20 protein-coding genes, 2 tRNA genes and 2 pseudogenes are annotated in these 24,807 nt (G+C 68.9%); 9 read left to right on the top strand and 15 right to left on the bottom strand.

Going from position 1 to position 24,807, the window contains the following annotated elements:
• The first annotated feature begins 370 nt into the window (after window positions 1–370).
• Complete coding sequence (locus tag ABZX61_RS19285) at window positions 371–769, top strand: hypothetical protein (RefSeq protein WP_355196185.1); 399 nt, start codon at window positions 371–373, stop codon at window positions 767–769.
• Between the two features lie 450 nt (window positions 770–1,219).
• Here ABZX61_RS19285 and ABZX61_RS19280 read toward each other — a convergent pair whose 3' ends face one another.
• Window positions 1,220–1,783 carry a dihydrofolate reductase family protein gene (locus ABZX61_RS19280; RefSeq protein WP_355196183.1) on the bottom strand — a complete coding sequence of 188 codons (564 nt, stop codon included), beginning with the start codon at window positions 1,781–1,783 and terminating at the stop codon, window positions 1,220–1,222.
• A 127-nt stretch (window positions 1,784–1,910) separates the two neighbouring features.
• On the opposite strand from ABZX61_RS19280, the gene ABZX61_RS19275 reads away from it, so the two are divergent.
• Window positions 1,911–2,657 (top strand): TetR/AcrR family transcriptional regulator, encoded by a 747-nt coding sequence (locus ABZX61_RS19275; RefSeq protein ID WP_355196181.1) that lies wholly within the window; start codon window positions 1,911–1,913, stop codon window positions 2,655–2,657.
• A gap of 182 nt (window positions 2,658–2,839) precedes the next feature.
• Here the strand turns inward: ABZX61_RS19275 and ABZX61_RS19270 are convergent.
• A pseudogene (locus ABZX61_RS19270) lies at window positions 2,840–3,397 on the bottom strand (recombinase family protein); the annotation flags it as partial.
• 32 nt (window positions 3,398–3,429) lie between these two features.
• Here ABZX61_RS19270 and ABZX61_RS19265 point away from each other — a divergent pair.
• Window positions 3,430–3,573: pseudogene (locus ABZX61_RS19265) on the top strand (hypothetical protein); the annotation flags it as partial.
• Window positions 3,574–3,792: 219 nt separating this feature from the next.
• Here ABZX61_RS19265 and ABZX61_RS19260 read toward each other — a convergent pair.
• The 11 genes from ABZX61_RS19260 to ABZX61_RS19210 all read right to left on the bottom strand — a co-directional run bounded on the left by ABZX61_RS19260 (window position 3,793) and on the right by ABZX61_RS19210 (window position 17,568).
• Window positions 3,793–4,713: a hypothetical protein gene (locus ABZX61_RS19260; RefSeq protein ID WP_355196179.1), complete on the bottom strand. Its 921-nt coding sequence runs from the start codon at window positions 4,711–4,713 to the stop codon at window positions 3,793–3,795.
• A gap of 136 nt (window positions 4,714–4,849) precedes the next feature.
• A complete protein-coding gene (locus ABZX61_RS19255) occupies window positions 4,850–5,683 on the bottom strand; it encodes a tetratricopeptide repeat protein (RefSeq protein ID WP_355196177.1) in 834 nt (277 codons plus the stop codon).
• Window positions 5,684–5,782: 99 nt separating this feature from the next.
• Window positions 5,783–9,193 carry a protein kinase gene (locus tag ABZX61_RS19250; protein ID WP_355196175.1) on the bottom strand — a complete coding sequence of 1,137 codons (3,411 nt, stop codon included), beginning with the start codon at window positions 9,191–9,193 and terminating at the stop codon, window positions 5,783–5,785.
• A gap of 30 nt (window positions 9,194–9,223) precedes the next feature.
• A complete protein-coding gene (locus ABZX61_RS19245; protein WP_355196173.1) occupies window positions 9,224–9,922 on the bottom strand; it encodes an SAVMC3_10250 family protein in 699 nt (232 codons plus the stop codon).
• Between the two features lie 131 nt (window positions 9,923–10,053).
• Entirely contained in the window at window positions 10,054–10,980 is a 927-nt protein-coding gene (locus tag ABZX61_RS19240; RefSeq protein WP_355196171.1) for a hypothetical protein, read from the bottom strand.
• Between the two features lie 84 nt (window positions 10,981–11,064).
• Window positions 11,065–12,114 carry an ADP-ribosylglycohydrolase family protein gene (locus ABZX61_RS19235; RefSeq protein WP_355196169.1) on the bottom strand — a complete coding sequence of 350 codons (1,050 nt, stop codon included), beginning with the start codon at window positions 12,112–12,114 and terminating at the stop codon, window positions 11,065–11,067.
• Window positions 12,114–13,073 (bottom strand): carbohydrate kinase family protein, encoded by a 960-nt coding sequence (locus tag ABZX61_RS19230; protein WP_355196167.1) that lies wholly within the window; start codon window positions 13,071–13,073, stop codon window positions 12,114–12,116. Before ABZX61_RS19230 ends, ABZX61_RS19235 begins: the two co-directional genes overlap by 1 nt.
• A complete protein-coding gene (locus tag ABZX61_RS19225) occupies window positions 13,070–14,053 on the bottom strand; it encodes an ABC transporter permease (RefSeq protein WP_355196165.1) in 984 nt (327 codons plus the stop codon). Before ABZX61_RS19225 ends, ABZX61_RS19230 begins: the two co-directional genes overlap by 4 nt.
• Window positions 14,050–15,042, bottom strand: coding sequence for an ABC transporter permease (locus ABZX61_RS19220; RefSeq protein ID WP_355196163.1), 993 nt, complete (start codon window positions 15,040–15,042; stop codon window positions 14,050–14,052). The genes ABZX61_RS19225 and ABZX61_RS19220 overlap by 4 nt, the downstream gene beginning before the upstream one ends.
• The gene (locus tag ABZX61_RS19215) at window positions 15,039–16,535 is read right to left on the bottom strand and encodes a sugar ABC transporter ATP-binding protein (protein ID WP_355196161.1); all 1,497 of its coding nucleotides are present in this window, start codon (window positions 16,533–16,535) and stop codon (window positions 15,039–15,041) included. Before ABZX61_RS19215 ends, ABZX61_RS19220 begins: the two co-directional genes overlap by 4 nt.
• 7 nt (window positions 16,536–16,542) lie before the next feature.
• A complete protein-coding gene (locus ABZX61_RS19210) occupies window positions 16,543–17,568 on the bottom strand; it encodes an autoinducer 2 ABC transporter substrate-binding protein (RefSeq protein ID WP_355196159.1) in 1,026 nt (341 codons plus the stop codon).
• A gap of 199 nt (window positions 17,569–17,767) precedes the next feature.
• Between ABZX61_RS19210 and ABZX61_RS19205 the strand changes: the two genes are divergently transcribed.
• Complete coding sequence (locus tag ABZX61_RS19205) at window positions 17,768–18,481, top strand: GntR family transcriptional regulator (protein WP_355196157.1); 714 nt, start codon at window positions 17,768–17,770, stop codon at window positions 18,479–18,481.
• 249 nt (window positions 18,482–18,730) lie between these two features.
• Here ABZX61_RS19205 and ABZX61_RS19200 read toward each other — a convergent pair whose 3' ends face one another.
• Both ABZX61_RS19200 and ABZX61_RS19195 read right to left on the bottom strand, forming a co-directional pair.
• On the bottom strand, window positions 18,731–19,021 hold the full coding sequence (locus ABZX61_RS19200; RefSeq protein ID WP_355196155.1) for a ricin-type beta-trefoil lectin domain protein: 291 nt from the start codon (window positions 19,019–19,021) through the stop codon (window positions 18,731–18,733).
• Window positions 19,022–19,749: 728 nt separating this feature from the next.
• Window positions 19,750–19,989: a hypothetical protein gene (locus ABZX61_RS19195; protein WP_355196153.1), complete on the bottom strand. Its 240-nt coding sequence runs from the start codon at window positions 19,987–19,989 to the stop codon at window positions 19,750–19,752.
• Window positions 19,990–20,091: 102 nt separating this feature from the next.
• Between ABZX61_RS19195 and ABZX61_RS19190 the strand changes: the two genes are divergently transcribed.
• The 5 genes from ABZX61_RS19190 to ABZX61_RS19170 all read left to right on the top strand — a co-directional run bounded on the left by ABZX61_RS19190 (window position 20,092) and on the right by ABZX61_RS19170 (window position 24,696).
• Window positions 20,092–20,778, top strand: a complete 687-nt coding sequence (locus ABZX61_RS19190) for an alpha/beta hydrolase (RefSeq protein WP_355196151.1) — start codon at window positions 20,092–20,094, stop codon at window positions 20,776–20,778.
• A 1,746-nt stretch (window positions 20,779–22,524) separates the two neighbouring features.
• Window positions 22,525–22,740, top strand: coding sequence for a hypothetical protein (locus ABZX61_RS19185; RefSeq protein ID WP_355196149.1), 216 nt, complete (start codon window positions 22,525–22,527; stop codon window positions 22,738–22,740).
• A gap of 346 nt (window positions 22,741–23,086) precedes the next feature.
• Complete coding sequence (locus ABZX61_RS19180; protein WP_355196147.1) at window positions 23,087–24,499, top strand: hypothetical protein; 1,413 nt, start codon at window positions 23,087–23,089, stop codon at window positions 24,497–24,499.
• A gap of 45 nt (window positions 24,500–24,544) precedes the next feature.
• A tRNA-Lys gene (locus ABZX61_RS19175) sits at window positions 24,545–24,618 on the top strand.
• Between the two features lie 6 nt (window positions 24,619–24,624).
• A tRNA-Pro gene (locus tag ABZX61_RS19170) sits at window positions 24,625–24,696 on the top strand.
• Window positions 24,697–24,807 lie beyond the last annotated feature (111 nt).

Below are 24,807 nucleotides of genomic sequence, written 5' to 3'. Positions count from 1 at the left end.
GCTCCGGTATGACGACGTCCGCCGGAGATCGTCCGTCTCCGTTGCCGTCGTCGGATAACGCCGGCTGGTCGTCGGGTCGTTGTTCGCTTGATAACATGACTATTTCCTCTCGCTGCTTGAGCGCAAATGCTGCGGTGATTCAATAGCCAGTGGCTCGATAAACGATTAGTAGCAAGTTGCCGCCCAATACCGTCCAGTTTCACGGTTTCCGCGAATCGCTCCACGGCGGTCGTAGCGACAGCCGTCGCCGAAGGAGCGATCATCATGCGCCATCTCGGCATCCTCGCCCACAGCACCGAAGGCGCGGCCCTGTGCTTCCTCGCCTACTGCCAGGAGGGTTTTCGCCGGGTGGGCCGGCACGAATATCCCAGTGACCCTCGACTACATCGCCTTCGGCTACAGCATGCCCGCCTGGGACGCGGGTGAGCACGACTCGATCAGGGCCACACTGGCCGTCAGCGTCGAGCGCCTCGCCCGCGCCGGGGCCGGTCTGGTTGACGACGAAGCCGTGGGCGAGCTCGTTCACCCCGGACGCGATCGCGCTACGGCGCCGCAGGTGGCCGGCCAGCCAGGCGCTGGCTTCCTCCCGCTTGCTCCAGCGGCATCAGAGGCGATGGGGCGAACAGGCCTGGGTCAGGCCGTGGCGGGCGCTGAGGCCCTCATGCGGCCGATCGTTCGCAAGACCTCGTCCCGGTTCTTTGCCGCCTTCATCCAGACGGGAAGCCGGGCGATCATGGTCATGGAGCCTGTGGTGAGAGGACGTTCGTGACGCTCTCTCAGGCGTGCTGCCACATAGCCCTCCAACAGATCAAGGTGCCGGAGGTTGTACGCCCACAAGAGGTGACCGCGAAACCCGGCCTGGAGCCACAAGGGCAACCCAAAGTACGGGTCGACCGCCGTGGCCACGCCGAACATCGAAGACGACTGGAACTCGTCCTTGGCCAGCGCACAACCTGAGCAGCGCAACCGCCTCAGCGTTTCGAATCGTCCCCCACGTCAGGGTACGCGCCGATGCACAGGATCGCCCAGTTGAGCGAGCACCACGGCGCACCAGCGCAGCGCGGGCATCGCACCAAGGCTTCGTCCGCGAATGCCGTGATCCACACCTTCGGATCACGGAATCGATCACCAGGCAAAGCAGTCACTCTTCCATCATGACCGAAACCAACCTCAACGTCCCCTGGGCAGTAACGCCCAGCCCGGTCCGTGGCCGATCGGCTCAGCGGCGGACGCGGTAGCGGATGTGGGTGGCCTCGGGCGTGTCGAGCACCTGAACGATCTCCAACTCGATCTCCGACGGCAGGACGTCGAACAACCGGCGCCCTGCGCCCAGGAGTACTGGAATGTGGTGGATCTGCACTTCATCCAGCACTCCGGCCTCGAGGGCCTGCTGCACCGTGTACGCGCCGCCGCGAATCTGGACGTCCCGTTCCCCGGCGGCGGCCTTCGCCTGCGCCATCGCGCTTTCGATCCCGTCGTTCACGTAGGTCACCAGCGGATAGCCCCACCTGGCGGCCGGGCCGGGCGGCCGGTGGCTGGGGACGAAGATCGGGAGACCGCCGTGAGAGCCGCCCCAGTGGTCCATGAGCTCAGCGGTCCGCCGTCCCGCGAGGATCGCACCAGCTCCGTTCCATTCGTCTTGGAACTGCTTGACCGGCCCGGGATGCTGGTCCGAGTCAGCCCACTTGTGTAACCGCTCGCCATCGTTGCCGCCGAGGAAGTCGTTGGGATCGGCGATGTACCCGTCGAGGGACATCGACATGTCGAGCACTGATTTGGACATGGCCCACTCCTTGTTTCACGGCGTGGCCTCTCGGCCACCGCCTGCTCCCGGGTCCGGAGATTAACTGTGTCCCCAGAACACTGTGTACGGTAGAGACAGTTTTGGCGGATGGCAAGCGGGAGGCGACGTGGCGGTCAACGAAGATCCGAGGACACTGGCGGAACTGTTGTGGGGCCTGCGGAAGCCGCGCATCAGAGGCCCCAGGCCCGCCTTCGACCTCGCCCGGCTGGCCGACACCGCCGTCAAGGTCGCCGATACCGAGGGCCTGGAGGCGGTCTCCATGCACCGCATCGCCGCCGAGCTCGGCCTCACCAAGATGGCCCTGTACCGCTACGTCAACGGCAAGACAGAGCTGATGGCCATCATGATCGAGGCGGCGGTCGGCACACCCCCCGACCTGAGCGGGGCGGCCGGCTGGCGGGCCAAGCTGGAGGAGTACGCCCGCGGACTGTCCACCGCCTGGCGGCGCCACCCCTGGCTGCCGTCGGTCACCGTGGGCGACCGCGTCATGGGCCCACGTGAGACCGCATGGCCCGAAACAGCCCTCAGCGCCCTCACCGACACCCCCCTGACCGAACGCGAACGGCTCGACGCGGTCATGATGGTGTCCCACCACATCCGCGCCACCCACCCGGCCGCCACCCAAGGCACTCAGACCTGGACGGACGGCAGCGCCGCCCCCATCATGCGCGACCTGCTACTCCTCAACGCCAGCCGCTTCCCGCTGCTTGCCACCACCGTGGCCATCCCCTCAACCACCACCACCCGGGAATTCGGCCTCCTCGCCCTCCTCGACGGCCTCGAACGCACCATCACTCAACGCACCCACAACAACGGCGACGAACAAACGGCTTCGCGCCCAGATCCTCCGTAAGCGGCGACCACCAGCGGGCCCCCGAACACGATCTGCCCACCTACGGCCGGATTCCGGCTGGTGCCACTCCCGCGACCCTGTGAGTCTCCCCAGGAACCGGAGTCGAGCAGATGAGCGGGGATGCCGACCCCGGTTACCTGGTGCGCCTGTAGCGGGTTCTCTGGCCGCGAGGACTGCGGACCCTACGGCAGGGCCGCCGCGAAGTCGGCGTGTGCTTGCTCGATCGCTTCGGGGTAGGCGCTGGCCTTCACATGCTCGGCGAGCGCCCGGTAGACGCTGGCCAGCGAGGGGTTCTGGCCCTTGTTCTTCCCCGAGGGGATGATCAGGTCCTTCCGGATGTCCTCCACCTTCTCCCCGGCCGCTTTGCGGCGCAGGACGGTGTGGAGCATGTCGTCGGTCATGACGGGGCGGCGGCCGCCGTGGTTGCCTTTGCGGGCGGCGGCGTCCAGCCCTTCCAGGGTCGCCTCGCGGATGTTCTCGCGTTCGGTCTCGGCCATCGCGGCGAAGAACGCGAACAGTATCCGGACCGGCCCTGACGGGTCGTAGGTCCCGGCGAGCGGTCCGGCGAGCATCTCGAGGACCAGGCCGTGCGCGGTGAGGTGGTCGGCGAGGGCCGTGAGCTCGGCGGCGTCACGGCCCAGGCGCTTCATTTCGTAGACGGTGAGGATGACGCGGCAGTGCGGGGCGTGGGCCTTCACTTCCCGGGCGGCAGCCAGGGCGGCCTCGAACTGGGGGGCGCCGCTTCGAAGCGCAGACGAAGAAGGAGTACGCCGAGGCGGAGAAGATCTACACGCAGATACTCGACTCCGTCGAGACGACCGAGTCGGTGCCGCTGTACTCGTTCCTCGGGATGTGCCGCGAAGAGCTCGGAGACCAACAGGGTGCCATCGCGGCGTACCGCCGTTGCCTCGAGTTGGCGCCGGGGAGTGACTTCGCCGCCATGTGCGGCTTCTCCCTCGGCCGAATCCTGTTGTTCGACACGAAGGATCTGAGCGGCGCCGAGAGCGCGCTCGCCGCCGCCACCACGTCGCATATCTTGGACATCCGCGCGCAGGCGACGTTCTGGCTGGGCACCATCGCGCACAAGCGGCATGACGTCGAGGCGGCGCTGGCGAGGTACCGGGACGTCTACGCGCTACGCGACAGCGAGTTCACCATGTTTCCCTCGGTGATCCCACTCGCGGCGCTCAACATCGGCGGCGTGCTGGAGGAACGCGGGCAGTTCGCCGAGGCTGCGAAGATGCTCGAGTACGCACGAAGCCACCGCGCCATCGACCCGAAGAATCGTGCTCTCGCCGAGCAGCACCTTCGGGTGGTGCGGGGAAGATAGGGTCAGTTCTCCCCGTTCTTCTTGCCGTTCTCGACCGCCTTCACCGGGTCCTGCAACAACGTCTCCAGTTCGTTGGTCGGGAAGAGCAGGTGCATGCCGATCACCTCGTACATGCGGTTGCGCGTCTGACGGTCGCCGCCAGCCCCCCTGCAGCGCGCCGAACCGCCGCACGCTGTCCTCGAGTCCGCGCAGGTTGCCCGCCGCACGGGCGCCGACGACGTTCGCCTGGCGGAACAGCAGCCGTCCTGCGGCGACCGGGATGACACCGGCCAGCGCCGTCACCGCGCCGACGTCGAGTCCGACGAAGTAGGTGAGTGCCCCGCCGACGAGTATGACCGAGAATCCCAGCAGGCCTGACCACAGCGATGCCTGCTGGTAGGCGGCGTGATGCTTGAGCGCGATCAGGTGGTGCTGGAGGTAGATCTCCGCTTCCTGCCGCGCGGTCCGTGAGATTGCGGTCATCCCCTCGGTCTGTACGATCTCCGGGTCCGTGTCGGTCCGGGACTTGCGCCGGGCGGACAGCCGGATCTCCTCATCGTCCGGATCACGGTGCAGGCGTGCGAACACGTGCTCCGCGTGGCCGAATTCCTCTTGGAGCCGCCGAGCCTGGGTCCGACCGACATACACCACGCAGAGCGCTGCCACCAAAATCGCGAAAGCGGCGATGACGAGAGTGACCTCCGCTGTGCCGACCTGAGGGAGCAATTCGAACCGCTGTGCTGTCATCGCCGTCCTCTCGGGCACTCAGCTCTGTGTGCCGTCACCAACGCAGGAGCCTACCTTTCGGTGAAGGGGGCCGCCGCGACCTGTTTTCGAAATTCCGCAACCGTTCCATCGGCCGAGAATGCCTCAGCCCCGGGGACTAGCCTGACTGGGAATGGCGAAGTTTCCCGGCCTGCCGCCGGTCCTGGAGCGCGTCCGCTTCGCGCCCGAGCGCATCGAGGATGTGCGCCCGCAGATCATAGGAATCCGCGTTGTCGGGTTCGTACTGTAGCGAGTTGTCGATGGCGGCAAGAGCATCGTCGTGCTGACCGAGCTTCAGGAAGACGGCAGCCCGTGCGGCGTATGCCGTGCCGGCAACATGGGCCGTACCCTCGACCGCCTCGTTCGTCGTGTGCAGCCGCAGCGCGGTGTCACAGGCGGCCGATGCCTCGTCGAGGTGTCCAAGATCGGCGAGGGCGATCGCCTTGTGCGCCAGCGCCATGGCGTAGCGTGGCTCCAGCCCGAGAACACGATCGTAAGCGCGGACGGCCTCCGCCGGTCTGCCCAGTTGCCGGAGCAGCTTGCCGAGTTCGAACCGGGCGGCAACATTGCGCGGATCGAGCTGTATCACTCGTTGGAAGGCAAGCAGGGCTTCCTGATCTCGCCCCAGACGGGTGAGTAGAACGCCGCGATGGAAGTGCGCGGACCGGTATCCAGAGCGACGTCGCGCTGCTTCGTCAAATTCGACAAGTGCCGCGCGGAACTGCCCGGACTCAATCAGCCTGACGCCTTTGTCGTGGTACAAGACGAAGCCAGGCAGCGGAGTCCCCCAAACCCGGTTCGCCTGCCGGCCGTCGATCAGCCGGCCCCCGCACAGCAGACAGCGCGCCCTGCGGAGAAGTTTGAACGGAACGCATCGATCGCAGAAGTTCTTGCGACAGTCGACGCACACCTGGAATCGAATCGAGAAGTGCTCCTGGTCCTGACGTGCCACCGGGTTTCCGCCACGAATGCCGGACACTGAGATGAAACGTTTGCACGCCCACCCTCCACAAGCGAGAATCATCGGGCTCCGCTCCTCCCTCGCTGTCGCTCAATGGGTGAATTCGTAGTCCCAGTCGAGTTCCCAGACACGTATCAGGCCCAGGCCCAGGCCCAGGCTGCTCCCCGACATCACGATGCGGGCCTCGGCATCGGCTGCTATGAACGGGGCGGCACGGCTGCGGCTGTCCAGCCTGCCAAGGCAGTGGCCGTCGGCCAGGTTCCAGATCCGAACTGTGCCGTCCTTGGCTGCCGACAGCAGGACCCTGCCGTCACTGCTCGGTACGAGTGACCAGACCGAAGCCGAATGGCCGGTCAGGATGGCCACGCATTTCCCCGCTACGAGGTCCCATACGCGTACCGTGCTGTCATCTCCGCCTGAAAATCCGAGTTTGCCGTCGGCGCTGATGGCGACCGAGATGATCTGGGCCGGGTGCCCGGGCAGAAGATGCCGGAGGTCTCCTGTCACCAGATCGGTGACGCGGAGCGCCTGGCCGTCGGTGCTGGGGGAGAGGGTCGTACGACTGTCGGGCCCGAGCGCCACCAGGTCGAGTCCCTTGCCGGTGTCCGGCACTACATGACGGCATTGATCCGCTGCCATGTCGCGGACGCAAATGTCACCGGCATGATCGGACGTGAGCACGAAACGCCCATCAGCGCTCAACGCGATAGCTGTGATACGCCCGCGATGCGGTCGCATCGACCTCAACCGACGGCCCCGTGCCGAGTCCCACACCTTCACCGTTCCATCCACGGCTCCCGACGCGATCAAGTCGCCGCTCGCGCTGATCGCGACAGCCAGGACCTCGCGCCGATGTCCGGTCAGCACGTACTTTTGCTGTCCGTTCTCCAGGTCCCACACGCGGACTGCCTTGTCTTCCCCTGCGGTGACCGCGAAGAGTCCGTCCCGGCTCAGTGCGAGGTCCCTGATGGCGTCGCCGTTCCAGGCCAACGTGTGCCGATGCGCACCAGCGACCGGGTCCACCACGTCTACCGACCAGAACGCAGAGCGGATCAGTGCCCGGCGGCCGGCCTCGCTGAGCGAGAATGCGGCACCGAGCGCATAGGCATCGCCGGACTCGAATTCATGCACCAGCCAGGCGTCGCGCAAGCCGGTTCGACGGCCCTGCCGGCCCAGATCAGTCCACAGGTCCAGCAGTTCTCGGTCGCGCTCGTGGCCGGGGATTCCGCGGGCCTCCCGTAGGGTTGCTGCGGCGTTGCCCAGCTGGCCGTCCTGAATGTAGCCGCGCGCGCGTTCGATGGCGCGGTTGACCAGGTCGTCGCCGTGGGTGAGCTCGACTGCGGTGCGTGGCTGCGCATAGCTCCACGGTGCCGTCGGGCCGGGGCCGGGCAGATCCCAGACGGCGGCGGCTCGGCTGGAACACAGCAGGCCCCTTCTGCCGTCGGCACTCAACGCGAGGGACACCCGCTGAGGGGTGTGCGGCTGCAAGGTGTGCAGGCAGCGGCCGGTGTCCGTTTCCCACAACTGCACGCCGCCGAGCCCCCACGACAAGGCCCATCGCCCGTTTCCGCTCAGCGCTGCCGAGTGCCAGTACGAGTCGGCGGCGATGGCACGCACCAACTGGCCGGTCGCGGTGTCACGGAGCGCGATGTGGTCTTCCTGGTAGGTCAAGGCGAACTTACCGCCAAGGGCCGGCGCCACCTGGACGAGCGGTGCGAAGAGCATGGCCCGCATGCCGGTCGCCGTGTTCGGTGCGTCCGCGCCGATGGTCGTCGAACGCAACAGGCGGCCGGTTGCGGTTTCCCAGACCTGCAATCTGTTGGTGGTGTGGTCCGATGTGATGACGTTGCCGCCGTCGTCGGTCACGGCCACCGAGGACCAGAGGTGCCGAGTGTCAGGCCGCCCCGGCCGCAGGGTATGCCGGAGCTGTCCCGTACGCAGGTCCCAGATCAGCAATGCCCCGTCCACCGCGGCCGACACCACCAGATCACCGTTGCCGGCCGCGGCCACTGATCTGACCTCGCTTGCGTGGTCGAGCCGGTGCAGCCGCCGGCCGGTGGATACGTCCCACACCAGGACCGTCCGGTCCTCGCTTGCCGAGACCATCAGCCGGTCATCGGACGTGAACGCTACGGCCGTGACCTTCCCGGCGTGCCCGGCCCGATCGACAAGACGGCGTCGGGCTTCGATATCCCATACTGTGACGGAACCTTCCCACCGCTCCGCATTCTTGGAGTATTCGCTGGTCACCACTGCGGCCAGGTTGCCACTCGCGCTCAATGCGACTCTGTCACCACGGACGACGCCTTCGTCTACTTCTCCGAGTATCTCCCAGCAGCAGGCCGCCTCACCGCGTTCCAGACGTACCTGGGTGAGCAATCGTTCGGTCAGCTCATGGGCGCGGGCCACTTCGAGCTTGGCCACGAGCTGTGCGTCGGTGATCTTTCCGGCACGCCACAAGTGCAGCCCTCGGTTGTAGATCGCGTGGACATGCTGCGGGTCGGCCCGCAACGCCTTCTCCCACAACATCTCCGCCCGCTCGACATGACCAAGGTCCATCATGGACAGTGCCTGATTGGACAGGCTGTCCGCGATCAGGTCGGCAGGTTCCGCACGTTTGCGTGGATAGGTCTCGCCGAGAAGGTCCGTGTAGGTCTCGATCAGCGTGTGCGCCAGCTCGTCCATCTGTGACGGTCGGGAGGGCGGCTCCGGCTGGAAGCAGGAGCGCAACAGACCGGCCAGTGCGTGCGGCAATGCCGGAACACGGTTGTGCGGTGGCCCTTGGCGCACTGCTCCGTCAAGAGCTTCGGCTGCGTCCTGGCCATGCGCGGCCGGTGGCCGGCCGGTGAACATTTCGAGCACCGTCAGCGCCCATGACCATACGTCCGTGGCACGGGTCAGGCCCGCGCCGCGTGCCTGCTCAGGGGAGCAGTATTCCGGGGTGAGTCCGCCGTGGCCGGCCGGCACGCTTGCTCCGGTCAGGTCGGTGTCGTGCTCATTGGCTGCGGCGCGTGCCCTGGCAAGCCCGAAGTCCGTGACCTTGGCCAGACCCTCTCTCGTGATCATGGCGTTGGCCGGCTTCATGTCCTGGTGCACCAGTCCGTGTGCGTGCGCGTGGTCGAGCCCCCAAGCAAGTTGGATGGCGATGTCCAGGATTCGGCCTAGCGCTCGTCGCGGTCCGCCGTCGTAAAGCTGCCCGGTCCGTACCGCGTCGGCGAGGTTGCCGCCGTCGACCCATTCGGCGAAGACCGCTGGGATGTCGCCGACCCTTCGCACGTACGCACAGTTCACCGTGTGCGGGTGCAGCCCGAGTCCGACCCAGGATTCGGCCTCCCGCTCGAAGTCCGACCAGCTGTCCGGCGATCGGAGCAGCGCCGGCCGTGGCGTCTTGACAGCGAGCTCGACGTTCCAGCCGCCGTGGTGCACCCGGTAGACCAGCCCCATGCCCCCGCTGCGGACCACCTCCCGGACCTCGTACAGGTCCAGCATGACCTCGCCCACCCGCCACCTGCGCCCGACGGCCATGTGGATTCAGTCCACCAGCGCGACGTAGACCGGTGAGCCGAGCAGCACGGACTCTCCTGAGCGCGGGTCCTTGCCGTGAAGCAGGCGTTTCGCCACGAACTCGACGTTCTGCGCCGGCCGGCGCAGGCTCGTGACCGCCTCGTACGCCTTGGCGAGAGCAGCACTGTCGGCCCGGTCGAGGTCGCCGTCGACCGCGTCGGCGACATACTCGTCCTCAAGGTCGGACGACACGCCGAGCGCGTCCAGCATCGGTGGCATGAGCGAGCGGCCAATGCCGTGGTCGGCCGCGTCCGGCACCGATCCGAGCACGTGTTTGACGGAACCGCCGAGGCCCACGGTCGTCTCTTCGGTCTGCCCGCCGAAGAACACCAGCGACGAGCCGGTCTCGACCGGAAACGGTCCCCACCGCATCGGGAGCAGCCCCCAGAAGAACTGTCCCGGTTCTTCCACCGAGCCGACGTCACCATGGTCCAGCAGGTGTCGTACGACGAGTTCGAGTCGCGCAATACGGTCACCGGCACTCGGTTCGTAGGTCCGCTTGACCTTCAGCATCTTGAGGTCGACACCGAGTTCGGTCCCTCGTTTGTGGCCGGCTCCCGGGTCGATCTGCGATAAGAGCATGTCGATCTTGGCGTCGCTGATGTAGAGATAATATTTGAATGACACGTTTCTCCCCGCATTGATTGGCCACTCGACGACCAGCACCTACACCAATTTGCCGACGGTGCGGTGTGCCACCTACTTTATGCGGCGATCGTAACCAGCTGCTCTGTACCTCGGATTTACGTGTCGGCGTACGCGCACTTATTTAGGACATAAGCCGCGAACTACTCAAATCAAATGCCCGCTGAGACCACTCTGGGAGAGGGCCCGGACGGCCGCGGCCCGTGCCAGGATGTGCCCGTAGGTTGTCCGGCCCGGCAGGGGGCCGACCAATGGAGGCAGACGGGAAGCCGGCTCTGCGCATCCAGCACTACTCGACCGCCCAGCGGCTCCCTGAGCCGGACGACGCCCTCGCCGGTTGCTCCGACACCCGCGCAGATGCCGCCGGGGACGCGCTCGTGGACCTCGATTCCGAGGACCACGACGTCGGGCCACTGATCGGCCCGCAGGCGGACGGTCGGCATCTCTTGGCTGCTGCAGGCACCGTACTGGTAGGTCACCCGCAGCGTGCGCTCGTCGAGCACCTCGAAGCCTCTGACGTCGGGGGACAGGTGGTCGCCGACGGCGTCCTCGACGGTGCCGAGCGTGGCCTGGTCCACCGCAAGGTGATCGATCGGGCCGGGCAAGTTCGAGAAGTACAGCCGCCACGCCGGGACGGTCGCCAGACCGCGCAGGGTCCGCAGCCGCATGGTCGTGAAGGTGGCAGCGGTCAGCTTGTACGCGCGATCGTCCTGGACCGCGGCTTCCTGCTCGTAGGGGGACAGCGTGATCAGCGCCTGGCGTGCACTGATCACGGGGACTCGCATGCCGGAGCCGTCGTCCCAGCGGATTCGCGCCTCCTTCGGGGTCGCCGGGAGCGGGCCGGCCACGGCGAAGCCGTACTCCTCATCACTCGAAATCTGCTCCTCCACGTTCTGCCGCATCTGGCTCAGGTCCTCCGTCGGGACGAAACCGTTGCGCCAGATCTCCGCCGCGCCGCTGGTCCGCCAGGTCCAGACGGCACGGGCGGCGTAGTCGTCGAATGTGAGCCGTCTATGGAGGAGGTGGTCGCCGCCGGCGAGCATGGTCACCGTCACGAGCATTGCCAGTAATCGCAGCATTCGAGGATTATCGATGGTCACCGCACAGCGCTGGTACGTGAGCCAGGCGGCGGCCGAACCCCTCGGCCGCCTCCGACGCGCGCGTCAGCCCCCGACCGGAGCGGGCGCCGGGTGGGCGACGGCGGCCAGGCGGGACGCTACGTCGGCCAGGTTCAGGTTGTTGGCCTGCTCCACCCGGGCGACCGCCTCCGCGGGGAGCGCGGTGATGCCGTGGAGCGCGCCCGCGACGGCCGCCGCCATGCAGCCGACCGTGTCGGAGTCGCCTCCCGCGGTGGCCGCCGCGACCGCCGTCTGGAACGGGTCGCCGCCCGCCGCCACCAGCAGCCCGATGGCCGCCGGGCACGCCTCGGCGGCGGGCAGGCCGGTGCCGATGACGGCGGCGATCCGCTCGATGGCGTCGTCCAGGTCGCGGGACTGGACGGCGAGCGTGACAGCGAGGTCGATCCGCTGGGCGACCGAGGGACCCGGGACGTGCCTGCCCTGCTCGGACCCCAACCGCTCGCCCAGCTCGGCGCCGTACCGTGCCGCCCGTACGACCTCGAACAGGTCGGCGCCGTCCACGCAGGCGGCCGCGGTGGCGGCGGCGATGGCCGCGGCGCCGGCGACGCCGATGTTCGTGTGGTGGCTGGGCACGCACGTCAGGTGCGCGGCGCGGACGGCGCCCTCGACGTCGCCGGGATGCACCAGGCCGGCGGGCGCGACCCGCATGGCGCCGCCGTTGCTGGCGCCCTCGCTCATGATGCGCCCGGCCCTGCCCACCTCCCAGGGGTCGTCACCGGCCTTGAGGCGTTCGATGGCCCGGCGCGTGGTGGGGCCGGCGAAGTGGGGGAAGTAGTCGGGGTTGCCGGACCAGCCGATGAGCAGCTCGGCCATGACCTCGGGGGACACCTCGCCGCCATGGGCGATGAACGCCTCGGCCAGCAGCAGCATCTGGCTGGAGTCGTCGGTGATCTGCGCCGGTCCGCGCCCGACCGCGTACGGCGCGTCGGGCAGCGGCGCGTGGAAGCTCTCCACACGCCGGCCGAACAGCTGCCGGATCTCCGGGATGGAGCGTTCCTCGGTGGGGGCACCGAGCGCGTCGGCGATGCAGGCGGCGGCCAGGCTGCCGTGGATGCGGTCCAGAAGTGGGGTCATCAGATTCCTTGTAGACGGGGCGCGGGGTCGAGGGTGACGTTCCGCGCGTAGGTCTCGATACCGGTGCCGGCATCGAGGTAGGAACGTGAGCCGAGGTGGCTGACGCAGAGGGAGGCGGCGGCGACGCCGGCGCGCAGGCTGTCGGCGAGGGAGCGGCCGAGGATCCAGGACCCGGTGAACGCCCCGGCCAGCGCGTCGCCCGCGCCGGTGGTGTCCACGACGTCGATCTCCGGCCCGCGCGCGGTCCAGCTCTCCTCCCGGCTGTGGCAGGCGGCGCCGTGCCGCCCGCCGGTCACCACGACGACGCGGGCGCCGACGGAGATGAGCAGCTCGGCGCAGCGCGCGGGGTCGCCGTCCGCCAGCACCTGGACCGCCCCCTGGTTGCAGAAGACGAGGTCGCTGTGGCGGGCGAGGGTCCGCACCTGGTCCCAGCGCCCGGCGACAGCGTCGGGCTCCAGGTCCACGGCCACCTTCGCGCCGTTCGCGCGGGCGCGCGCGGCCAGGCCGATCGCCCAGTCCAGGTCGTCCGCGAGCGGGGCGACGACTCGCGCGGTGCGCAGCAGGTCGTCGGAGATCTGGTCTGCGGCGGGGATCTTCACCTCGGTCACGGCGCCCACGAGCGACTTCTCCCCGCTGCGGTCGAGCTGGATCACGCAGAACCAGGTGTGCCCGCCGGGGACGGTGATGCTGGCGGAGACGTCCACCCCCTGGGCCGCGAGCCGGTCCAGGGCCTGGCGGCCTGGTTCGTCGGAGCCGACTGCGGTGGCCAGGGCGGCGCGCGCTCCGGCGAACCTCGCGGCGGCGGCCAGGTTGGCGCTCATGCCGCCGCCGTACACGCCCACCAGCCGCCCGATCGCCTTGTCGTCGGCCGTCGCGATGTGCGGCACCCGTACGAAGTAGTCGACGCTGGCGTCTCCCACCGCCAGCACGTCGAGGGCCGGGGCAGTCGCGCCGGTCATCCGGCGACCTTCCTGCTGATCAGGTTGTTCAGCAGGGCCGCGCCGATGAGGACCAGGCCGAGGATGCCGGTCTGTACGGAGTTGCCGACCTGGGCCAGCTGCAGCCCCCAGGACAGGACCACCACGACGGCGAGCGCCAGCAGGACGCCGCTGAGGTGGCCGCGCCCGCCGAAGATGTCGATGCCGCCGAGCACGGCGATGGTGATCGCCTGGAGTTCCATGCCGGTGCCCGCGCTGGGCCGGGCGGTGAGCAGCCAGGCGTTCGTCACGACGGCGCCGAGCGCGGCCAGCGCGCCGGACAGGCAGTAGAGGCGGAACCGGAGCCGGTTCACGTCGATCCCGGCCAGGCCGGCGGCCCTGTCGCTGGTGCCGGCCTGGTGCAGGCGGCGGCCGAACGCGGTGCGGTTCTGCGCCCAGATCCCCAGCGCGAACATCGGCGCCAGGATCAGCAGGACCTGGGTGGGTACGCCGAGGATCGCGCTCTGCCCGAGCGCCGCGAAGCCCTCCCGCTCGAACCCGGCGAGCTGGCCGCCCTCGGTCAGCACCTGGGCGAGTGCGCCGTACAGGAAGAGCGTGCTCAGCGTGACGATCAGCGGCGGCAGGCCCAGCCTGGCGACCAGGACGCCGTTGACCGAGCCGAGCAGCGCGCCGAAGACCACGGCCGCCACCGCCGCCAGCCACGGGCTGAGCCCGAGGTTCTGGGCGAGCAGCCCCATGACAATCCCGGACAGGCTCAGCACGGACCCGACGGACAGGTCGATGCCGCCCCGGCCGCCGAGGATGACGAAGGCCTGGCCGAGCGCCAGCAGGCCGATGACCGCGCCGTACTGCGTCATCGCCAGGAGATTGCCTATCTGCAGGAAGTACGGCGACAGCAGGCTCATCACCACGCCGAGCGCGACGACGAGCACGGCGAGGAACACCCTGCGGTCGCCCACGCGATCCCGGACCGATCGCCTGGTCAGGGCTTCCGTTGTCATTTCCGCGCTCCGATCCGCTTGTCGAGGGTGCGCCGGGTCAGGACGTCGAAGGCCACCGCGAGGGCGACCGCCACCCCCACGAGCACGCCGTTCCACAGCGGCGGCACGCCCATCAGCACGACGCCGTTCTGCAGCAGCGCGATGAAGACCAGGCCGCCGAGTGTGCGCAGCACGCCGCCCTCGCCGCCCAGGATGCTGGTGCCGCCGATGACCACGGCGGCGATGGCGGACAGGGTCAGCTCCTGGCCGGCCGTGGCCTGGACGACGCCCACCCTGCCCACGTAGATCAGCGCCGCGACGCCGACGAGCGCTCCGACGAGCACGTACGCGGCGAACGAGGTGCGGGCGACGGGGACGCCGAGCAGCCGGGCGCCCTCCGCGTCGTTGCCGATGGCGAACAGCCGCCGGCCGAACACGCGGCGCCGCAGGACGTAGGTGAAGATCCCGAACACCGCCAGGACGACCAGGCCCACCAGGGGGACGCCGCCGGCCCGGGCGGGCCCGAGCAGGGTCACGACGGGGCCGGCGAAGACGTCGGTGCTGTCCCACAGGAGGAAGAGCACGGTCTTGAAGACGGCGGCCGTGCCGAGGGTGGCGATGATCGGGGAGATCCGCCCGCCGACGATCAGCCCGGCGTTGACGGCGCCGAGCGCGCCGCCGAGCAGCACCGAGACCAGCGCCACGAGCAGCGGCGGCAGCCCGGAGACGAACAGGCTGGCGCCGACCCAGGCGACCACGCCCAGCATCGGGCCGACCGACACGTCGATCCCCGCCAGCAGCACGACCAGCGTCATGCCCGCCGCCAGCAGTGCGAGGTCGGCCGAGTTGATGACCACGTTGGCGAGGTTCGCGCCGGACAGGAAGTCGGGGGCGGCGAGGCCGAAGAAGATCACTTCGGCGACGAGGAGGATGGGCAGCAGCGCGTCGCGCAGCAGGGTCAGTGCCCGGGTCGAGGGGGCAGCCGCGGGGGAGAGGGTGGTCGTGGTCACCTGCTCACCCCCATGGTGGCGCGCAGCACGCCGTCCTCGGTCAGGTCCTGGCCGCTCAGCTCGGCGGCCATCCGGCCCTCGCGCATGACGTAGACCCGGTCGGAGACGGCCAGCAGCTCCGGTAGCTCGCTGGAGATGACCAGCACCGCCGTGCCGCCGCGGGCCACCTCCACCAGCCGCTGCTGGATGTCGGTCTTGGTGGCCACGTCGATGCCGCGGGTCGGCTCGTCCAGGATGAGGATCCTGGGCTCGGTGGCGAGCTGCCGGGCGAACAGCACCTTCTGCTGGTGTCCGCCGGACAGCCCGGTGACGGGGAAGCTCAGCGCCGGGGCCTTGATGCGCAGGCTGCGGACCCAGCCGCCGGCGAGCTCGCGCTCCTGGGCGCGGCGGATGACGCCGAGCCTGCCCAGCAGGGCGGGCAGCCGGGCGGCCGTGAGGTTGCTCAGCGTGTCCATGCCGGGGAAGATGCCCAGCGTCTTGCGGTCCTCCGGAAGGTAGGCGATCCCGTGCGCCATGGCGTCGCGCGGGCTTCGCGGAGCGTACGGCCGGCCCTCCACGCGCATCGATCCCGCGCTGGGCCGCAGCATGCCGAAGACAGTCAGCGCCAGCTCGGTACGTCCCGCGCCGACGAGGCCGTACAGGCCGACGACCTCGCCCGCGCGCACGGTCAGGCTTACGTCGGACAGCGTGCCGGGCACTGTGATCCCGTCGGCCTCCAGCACGACGGGGCCCGGATCGGGGGCCGACCGGCTGATCGTGGCGTTGACCGGCCTGCCGGACATCAGCTCCAGAATCGTGTCGTGGTCCGCAGCCGCGGCGGGCAGGTCGCCGGCGAGCCGGCCGTCCTTCAGCACGATGAACCGGTCCGCGACGTGCGCCAGCTCCTCGAAGCGGTGGGTGATGTACAGGATGCCCACGCCGGCTTCCGACAGCCGCTCGACGATGCGGAAGAGCCGGCGGACCTCGGCGTCGGTGAGTATCGAGGTGGGCTCGTCCAGGATCAGCACCTTGGCCTCGACGTCGACGGCCCTGGCGATCAGGGCGAGCTGCTGCTCGGCAAGGCTCAGCGCGTCCATGCGGCGGCTGAGCAGCGCCACGGGCACGTCGAGCCGCTTGAACAGCTCTTCGCCGCGCCTGCGCATCCCGCGCCAGTCGACCTGGCCGAGGCGGTCGCGGGGCTCGCGGCCGACGAAGAGGTTCTCCAGCACGGACAGGCGCGGGAAGAACGACGGCTCCTGGTAGACGATGCTGACGCCCGCGGCCAGCGCGTCGCCGGGTGAGGCGGGCCGGTGCGGCGCGCCGTCCAGGGTCATCTCGCCGGCGTCCGGGCGGTGCACGCCGGCGATGAGCTTGATCAGAGTGGACTTGCCGGCGCCGTTCTCGCCGAGCACGGCCAGCCGCTCCCCCGCCCCGAGCGTGAAGCCGACGTCGGTGAGGGCCGCGGTGGCTCCGAAGCTCTTGGACAGGCCGGAGACCGAGAGGATGGTCCGCACGTCGCTCCTAGTAATCGAACTTCGCGATGTTCGACTTGGTGAAGACCATCGGCGGGCCCAGCACCAGGGTCTTGCTGCCTGCTTCGTACTTCACCGGCTGCTGCAGGCCCGGCACGGACGACTCAGGGGCGATCTCCTTGCCGTCCAGGAGCTGCTTCATCGCCCAGACGGTCAGGTTTCCCAGCGTCGGCACGTCCCACAGGACGGTGGAGGTCATCGAGCCCGACTCCACGAACGTGCGCGCCGTCTTGGGTGAGCCGAAGCCGGAGACCGCGACCTGGCCGGCCTTGCCGGCGTTCTGCACGGCCTGCGCCACGCCGGGCACCGCCGTCGAGGGCACCGCGATGATCCCCTTGAGGTCGGGGTACGCGGTCATGAGGTCCTGCGCCTCCTTGAGCGCCTGCGCGGTGTCGGTGGTGTAGCGCACGCCGCCCACGAGCTGGAGGTCCGGGTAGGCCGACTCCTGCCGCTTGCGCGCCTGCGCCACCCAGCTGTTGAAGGTCTGCGTGTCGGCGGCCCCGGACACGATGCCGTATTTGCCCTTGCCGCCCATCGCCTTGGCGATCTCGTCCATGACCGTCGATCCGAGCGCGGCGTCGGTGGCCTGCTGCACGAAGAGCTGGCGCTGGCTGTCGGGAGCGTCGGCGTCGGCGGTGACCACGACGATGCCCTTCTGCCGCGCCGCCGCGATGGCGGGGTTCATCGAACGGGGGTCGAGCGGGGACACCGCGATCGCCGCGTAGCCCTGCTGAACGAGGCTGTTGAAGATGCGGACCTGCTCCGTCGCGTCGGCGGTGGCCGGTCCGGCCTGGGTGTACGACATGCCGAGCGACTGCGCCGTCTGCTCCGCGCCGTGCTTGAAGGCGGAGAAGTAGGGGACGCCCTCCACCTGGGAGACGAAGGCGACCTTCGTACCGCCGCCACCGCCGCCGCTGGACGCGGCGCTGGGCCCTGCCGCACCTCCCACGGTCGAACAGGCCGCCAGCGCGGCCGCTGTCAGGGCTGCTACGAGCCCGGCTCTGATGTTTCGCATAACGCATCCCGACGAGACGACTGACAGGTCCAAAGGCGCGCCCCGTGCCGCCTGTGTCGAACAGGCTAGGAATCAGTACCGAACACTGTCAAGAGTTGTAGGTACAAATCCGAATCCTGTTGGTATATGTTGTGCTCGTTAACCGTTCACTGGTACCTCGGTCTGCGCAGGCTTCGCGAGCGAGGGGAGATGGGCCCGCATGACCAAGCGCCATGCGCACGAGATCGTTGCTGATTCGCTGCGTACACGGATCCTGGAAGGCCGGTACAAACCCGGGGAGCGGCTGCCGTCCGAGGGTGCGCTCACCGACGAGTACGGCGTCAGCAGGAACACGGTGCGCGTGGCGCTCGACCGCCTGGCCGCGGCCAACCTCATCACCCGGCGCCGAGGCTCGGGCAGCTACGTCAACGCGGAGATCGGCATCAGCCACTCGCTCGGCAGCCTGCGCAGCTTCACCACACTGCTGCGCGACCTGGGGCTGGAACCGGGCATCAGCGGGGTCGAGGTCCACCGCGACCCGAGCCCTCCGCTGGAGATACTCGGTTTCCTGCCCTCCGAGGTCGTCTGGCTGGTCCGCAGGGTGCGGACCGGCTCGGGCTCGCCCTTCGCGCTGCTCGACTCCTGGCTTCCCGACCGCATCGGCTCCCGCATCGACCCCGAGGCACTGGCGCGGCGCCAGTCGCTCTACGCCTCGCTCGCCGAGGACCTCGACACCAAGGTCGCCGAGGCCACGGAGAGCATCCACGCGGAGGCCGCCGACGAGCGGGAGTCCCGCGTGCTCGGCGTCCCGCTCGGCAGTCCGCTGATCGTCATCAGGAGATGGACGTACGACCGGGCGGGCAGACCGGTGGAGTACACGCGCTCGGCGGCTCGCGGGGATCGCTACCGATATGTGGTCAAGCTGCGTGCGTAGAGCACGGGAGTGATCCACGGCAGCGGCGGGCATGTGATGGCCCGAGACGGCGGGAACCAGCGGCTCCAGCCTACTGCCCGTCGGTGACGTCATGCCGCCGCGTCAGCACGACACCGGCCACGAGGTCCCCGGCAAACCGGCTACCGGAGACCTCGTCGTCCATCCATGACCGCCACGTCGGCTACCGTCGCCCGCCTTGCTCTGCACGATGCCGGGGAACGCCGCGTCGAAGCTGCGCACGGCCAGCGGTCATGGAAGTACCCACTTCTGGTTGGCGCCGCCGTAGCAGTCCCAGATATGCACCGGAGTGGCGTCGGCCGTCCCCGCCCCCGCCACATCCAGACACTTGCCCAACGCCTTGAACACCTGCCCGCTCACCGTCCACGCCTGTGCACCCGTACCGTTGCACGAGTACACCTGCACCTGCGTACCGTCAGCCGACGAAGCGCCCGCCACATCCAGGCACTTGCCCGCCAGCCCCTTCACCGGCCCGGTCCGGTCCGCCGGCGAGCCCCCCTTGACCAGGGTGAAGTCGTCCACGTCGAACAGGCCGGCCCCGCTGCCGGCGTAGGTCAGATAGAGCGTCTGGCTGACACCGAGTCGTCGGACCCGCCTCTGGAGTTCCCGGCCAACGTGTGGAAGGACTTCGTCGAGCGCGCCAGACGCGAGGAGTACGACCTCGAGCGTCTGCTCCGCAGGACGGCCGAAGCGCCGCCTGACCTTTGCCTTTCCCCTGGCCGACGCAGTTTCCCCTGCTCCGCCAGGCTTGCCACCCTCAGATGATCGCAGCAGGCGGGGCCGCGGCTGCCGCCCTGAGGACTGGCCGCGCTGATGATGGGCGTCACCCGAGGCCACCTGCCGGAGCGGCGCTCCGGCGCGACGATCGCGAAGCTGTCGGCGTCGGCGCTGCTCAGGTGAGCGGGCGTCCGGTTTTCCGCGGAGCGGTCCGTCCAGGATGCCCCCGTCGACGGGTCGGCGCTCGCTGAGGACTCCAGCAGGACCTTCAAGTTGCTTCGGCTGACCTGTCGCAGCAGGGCCTCGGCGGCGCGGCGGGGTAACGCGCTGAACCATGGCGTGGGCCTGCGGCGAGGACGTCCGCGTTGGTGGGTTGTTCGGCGGTGGGGCTCGGGTGGGGTTAAGACGTACGGGCGAAGCCCGTTCCTTATGAGGTGTTTGCGGAAGCGGGCGGCACAAGCCGCCCGCTTCCGCCTTCTAGGAAATCTACTTTGTAAAGGGCGTCGGATTGAGAGAGAATCTCGTTCAGAAGATCACAAGGGCACGGGCTTCGCCCGTACATCATCCGAAATCAGGGACCCATCGGGGCCGTTGGGAGGCGGTACCGAGGAGTTGCCGGAGTTGCGCTTCTGTCGGCGTTCCAGCTCCGTCACCCGCACGCTCAGCTCACCGCCGGCAACCGGGTCCTCGACGAACGGCTCAAGGCCGCTCGCTCCAATGTCCGTTTCCAAGAGCGGCGAATCGCCGACCTTGAAGCCCGCCTCCTCGACCACGGATCGGGGACGTAATACCTGTCGCCACTCCATCACGGCCGGCGGCAGCCGAGAGGCGGAATCGGGTTGCAGGGGCGGCCGCCGGGCCGGGAGAGTGCCACGATGATGGAGATTCTTCTCTTGCCCGGCGGTGGGCGGAGGTCCACGGACTGGCGGCTCGCTGCGCCGTTGTTGGAGGCAGCGGGGCTACGCACGGTGGCGGTCGAGTTGCCGGATCTAGGCTCGTGGTCTTGGGCTGGAGCCGTCGAGTCTGTGGGTGAGGCGATCAACGACCATGGTTTGGAGCATCCTGCCGTGGTCGGGCACTCGCTGGGCGGCATCGTCGCGGCCCTGTGGGCTTCAGTGCATCCCGAGTGCCCGCTCGCGGTCAATCTGGACGGGCATACCAATCCCACCGGGCCCTTCGATGGAGTCGACCCGGTCGGTGCCGAGCGCACAATGCGCGCGTTCCTGGCCGAACAGACGGCGGGCGATCCGGGAATGACCCACTTCGTCGCGCAGATGGACGCGCTTGACCTCGTCGCCGTCTACCGGGCGGCCCGCTGTCGCCTCCTCGTCGTTTCCTCCAGCGGCTCGGATCTGAGTGCGATGTTGCCCCCGGCCGTCTCGGTGGCCTTCGACGCCTACGTCCGGGGCTTCGCTCGCGAACTGAGGACGGCCGCCGCGCAGACTCCGCTGCTCTGCCTCGCCGAGCTGGCCACCGGCCACGACATGCACCTGGAGGCCCCGCACGAAGTGGCGCGCCTTATCCTCGGCCATCTGAGCTCCGGCCACCGTCCGAGCCCGTAATCCCCAGCTCCCTCCCGCCGCGACTGAAGACCATCCAGCAATCGTTATCTAGGGTTGGAGGACCCTTCCACCAGGTCAGAGGACGATGATCTCTTCTTTCACGTAGGCCAAGTTGACCCGAACGCAGCCCGTGACGGCGACCAGGGTTCCAAGCTGCTGGCAGTGTTCAGAGTCGGCGAACGCCCGCGTCTTGGACGGAGGCGAGTAGGGTTGTTGCTATCTGGTCGGCGGCCGTGAGGTCGTTCGGGTAACTCGTGGATAAGGCCGCGGGCTCTGCCGGGCCAGTCGAGTCGGCTGCACCGGCAGTAGCACGCTCCGCCCCTGCCCCGGAGGGTGAGGGGAAACGCAGAAGGGCCTTGTCGTTCGACGCTAGAGGGGTCGTCGCCCACCACTTCTGAGATCCGCGTTGTGCCGGCAGCGAAGGGTTCTCGGTTCAACCAGTCATGCACTGGTCGAGCTGAGGACCTGATGTGGATCGCCTCTCTCGATCAGGAGAGAGGCGAAGGGATCTTGTTGAAGTGGGCAATCTCGTCCCTAGCGGCATGGCGCTCCTGGCCGCCGCAGGGATAGTCGCGGGCCTGACCCGGGTAGTTGTGGTGTGGCTGGCGCTGCGAGGGACTCGCCCAGAGGAGCGTCCAGCGATCTTGAGGGCTGTAGCCGTGCTGTTCTCCGCCAGATTCGCGAATCGCGTCGACCGATTGGAATCGGACGGTCTGAGGAGGGCGAACCACTCAAATCGTGCCAAGGTGTCTCCTAGCCGAACGGTGGGGAGCACCCTTGGACGTAGCACGTCCAACAAGAAGCGTGCTGGTCATCGCACTAAGGGCTAAGAGCCCATCGGGCATGGCGGGCGGCATATCGGGCCTGAGATGGCGATGGGCCTGCAGTTCGGGGGCGGTGCGCCCGGCCTGAGCCAGATGCTGCAGTGCGCTGTGGCGGAGCTGGTGCAGTGTCCACCCTTGGCCGTGGGGGTCGAGTTGAGCGGAGGCGGTTTTGAACAGGTGCTGGGCGCGGGGGTAGGGCAGGCGTCCGCGTCGGGTGATCGGGCAGATGTCGGAGGCCGCGGGCGCGCGGGGTCCGAGGCAGGAGCGCGGCGGTCGGCCAGGAAGACCGGCCCGGCCGTGCGGCCGGCCAGCAGGCGGGGCAGCAGCCGGGCGGTGGCCAAGTGCACGTACTCGAGGGCGCCGCCCTTAGAGGTGACGCGGGCGCGGCGGAACTCCAGGTCGAGGTCTTCGACGTTCGGTGTGAGGATCTCTTCTGCGCGTGCGGCCGTCTCATACAGCAGCCGCCACAGCACCCGCTCGCGCAGGGCGTGGCGGTTGTCGGTGAACAGGGCTTCCAGCCGGGCCTGTGGGATGGCGCGGTCGCCGCGTTGGACGGTGGGGCGACGATCAGGGAGCGGATGTGCTGGGTGTGCTCGGGCCGCAGCAGATGCCAGTGCACCGTCTCCCCGGTGATGGCGAGCGCGGCCAGGTCCGGCTTCCCCTTGGGGTCGCGGCCGGACGGGTGCTTGCCTGCCATGAGGCGGGCGATGCGGTCGAGACAGCCCTTCATAGCGCGCCCATGCTCACCGCGTACGGCGCCGACCACGCAGGTTACGGCGGATGGTCGCCCCCGCCTTCAGCGCGCGCGCCGCGTCGCCGAGCTGAAGCCGACCATCCGATCCCTGGTTACCGAGTTGATCGACGATCTTGCCACGGCGCCTCCCGGCCAGGTGGTGAATCTGCGCGAGCGACTGGCCTATCCGTGCCCATCGCCGTGATCGGCCACACGATGATCCTCATGATCAACGCCGGGTACGAAACGACCGTCAATGTCATCGACCAGGCCATCTTCGCCATGCTGACGTCCCCCGACCAGCTCGATCTCGTCCGCTCCGGGCAGGTCGCCTGGGAGGACGCGGTGGAGGAACCCTTCGCGCCGAGCCCGCCATCAAGTACCTGCCGCTGCGCTTCGCCGTGACCGACCTCAAGCTGCCCGACGGACAGGTCATCACCGCGGGCGAACCCATCCTCGCCGCGCCGACGCCTTCGACGTCACCCGCAAGGTGAGGGACCACCTGACGTTCGGGTATGGCGTGCACTTGCGCTCCCTTGGCCCGCCTCGAAGTCGCGGAGGTCCTGCGCCGGCTCTTCGAAAGCTTCCCCGCCACGTCACTCGCGGCACCGGCCGAGGACCCACGCTCATCAGCAACGGCCACCAGGAGCTCCCCATGTACCTGCGCGCCGTCGAGTAGGAGTGCCGTGTCGCGGGTCGGACCGGGATAAACCAGTCGATCGCCGCGCCGGATCTGGCAATGATGGAGCCCATGAGGAACCGCAACCCGCGGCCGCGCTCCCATCGCGAGATCATGATCGAGTTGCACGGCTCGCTGGATCGCCGCTACCGTCCGGAAGATGTCGCCGACCTGGTGCTGCAGGCGCTGGAGGGGCGGCTGACCCGGCGCGAGCGGGTGGTGCTGGAACGCGCGGCCAAGCACTCCTCGCGAGGCGCGGCGTGGTTCTCCTCCATGTCGGCCGACTACGCCCGCCCGGTGGGCGGGGCACGGCAGGTGGCGGCGGCCACCCGGCTGTTCGGGCGGTCGGCGGAGGTGGATCCGGACGATCCGGAGTCGTTGCTGGAGTTCGCCGCGGACGTGGGGCGCTCGATCCGATGGGCGCCCGAGCGCAGCGACTTCCTGGCCGACCGGTTCAACCGGCAGGCCCGCGACGCGGCCGGGATGGACCTCTCCAAGCGGCAGTACAACCGGCGCTTCCGGATGCTGCGCAGGGTCGCGGCCAAGGCCGGGACGCTGGCCGTCGAGCAGGACAAGCGGCACCTGCTCATGGTCGGGGTCACCGGGTTCGCGGCGGAGGTGCCGGTGAAGCGGTTCGCCGCGGACGTCGATGCCGCCTGCTTTGTGGCGTACTACACCGCTCGCCGCAAGCTGCGCAGGGAGCTCAGCCTGGCCGGGCGGGACAACCCGTTCGACGAGATCGCTTCGCTGTTGCTGGATCGGTGTACGAGCCGCTCCGACTGGTGGATGATCGCGCAGGTGCGTACCAGCCCGGACGTGCTGGAGCACCTGAGCGAGCAGGAGCGGGGCCTGTTGCTCGGCCGCTGGTCGTCAGTCCTGCGGCACAGCGCGGCCATGCTGCGCGAGCGCTGGCAGCCGGATGCCGACCGGGAGACGATGATCGTCCGGCGCGGCCACGACTCCACCACCTGGAACAACCTGGCCGTCGCATACAACGCCGCCCGCGCGGGCTGGCTGTCTTGCCTGACCGCACTGAACGCCCTCGACCTGCTGGACGCGGCATGTCCCGGCAAGGTGATGCGGCTGATGGCCGCCGACCTGGCCGCCTGGCACCGCGCCTCCGGCGGCGACGTCGATCCCAACACGAAGGTGTGGGCGACGCTGCCGCCGCCGTGGGCGGTGCTCGACGGCACCGCATCCTGTACGCGCGCCGAGGTCGAGTCCGCCTGCCGCCGCGCCGGCCTCGATCCTGCCTCCTCCGGCTGGACGGCGGCCGCGCCGCCGCGGGCCACGGCGGTGTTTCGGCCCACGCCGGAGCTGGTCCACGGCGTGACCATCGGCGACCCGGTATGGGCGGCGCTGCTGCGCCGGGCCGGAGTGTTCAGCGGCGGGCCCGTCAAGCAGGAGCTCGCCGCCGACGCCTGGCACGGGCTGCGGTCCGGAGTCGTGCTCAGCGACCTGCCGGTGAATGACCACCCTGCGTAAAAGGGGTGGCGCGGGCCGGGCGACGCCTAGGAGACTGGAGCCGGTCACGCCGTAGTTCAGTGGTAGAACGCCTGGCTCTTCAACCAGGTGGACGCCGGTTCGAGCCCGGTCGGCGATGGCCGGACCTCGTTGTAGCTCAGTGGTAGAGCGCCCGGCTCGGGACCGGGTGGACGCCGGTTCGAGCCCGGTCAACGAGGCCGTAGCCCTCGGCGCTAAAGGGTGTTGCAGAAAGTAGTTGAGCGGGCATCTTCTGTGTATGAGTGGGGTGTTACGGGCTGATCCTTTGTGGGTGGAGACGTTCACTGGGC

Source organism: Nonomuraea sp. NPDC003709 (assembly GCF_040610775.1).
GTDB classification, from domain to species: Bacteria; Actinomycetota; Actinomycetes; order Streptosporangiales; family Streptosporangiaceae; genus Nonomuraea; species Nonomuraea angiospora_A.
The sequence above is the reverse complement of the archived record's forward strand: the minus strand, read 5'-3'. Positions and strand labels throughout refer to the sequence as shown.

Coding starts and splice junctions, on each gene's coding strand:
- ABZX61_RS19260 (WP_355196179.1), bottom strand. CDS start 4,713: ATGACAGCACAGCGGTTCGAATTGCTCCCTCAGGTCGGCACAGCGGAG.
- ABZX61_RS19190 (WP_355196151.1), top strand. CDS start 20,092: ATGATGGAGATTCTTCTCTTGCCCGGCGGTGGGCGGAGGTCCACGGAC.
- ABZX61_RS19280 (WP_355196183.1), bottom strand. CDS start 1,783: ATGTCCAAATCAGTGCTCGACATGTCGATGTCCCTCGACGGGTACATC.
- ABZX61_RS19205 (WP_355196157.1), top strand. CDS start 17,768: ATGACCAAGCGCCATGCGCACGAGATCGTTGCTGATTCGCTGCGTACA.
- ABZX61_RS19240 (WP_355196171.1), bottom strand. CDS start 10,980: ATGCTGCGATTACTGGCAATGCTCGTGACGGTGACCATGCTCGCCGGC.
- ABZX61_RS19230 (WP_355196167.1), bottom strand. CDS start 13,073: ATGACCGGCGCGACTGCCCCGGCCCTCGACGTGCTGGCGGTGGGAGAC.
- ABZX61_RS19180 (WP_355196147.1), top strand. CDS start 23,087: ATGAGGAACCGCAACCCGCGGCCGCGCTCCCATCGCGAGATCATGATC.
- ABZX61_RS19210 (WP_355196159.1), bottom strand. CDS start 17,568: ATGCGAAACATCAGAGCCGGGCTCGTAGCAGCCCTGACAGCGGCCGCG.
- ABZX61_RS19225 (WP_355196165.1), bottom strand. CDS start 14,053: ATGACAACGGAAGCCCTGACCAGGCGATCGGTCCGGGATCGCGTGGGC.
- ABZX61_RS19235 (WP_355196169.1), bottom strand. CDS start 12,114: ATGACCCCACTTCTGGACCGCATCCACGGCAGCCTGGCCGCCGCCTGC.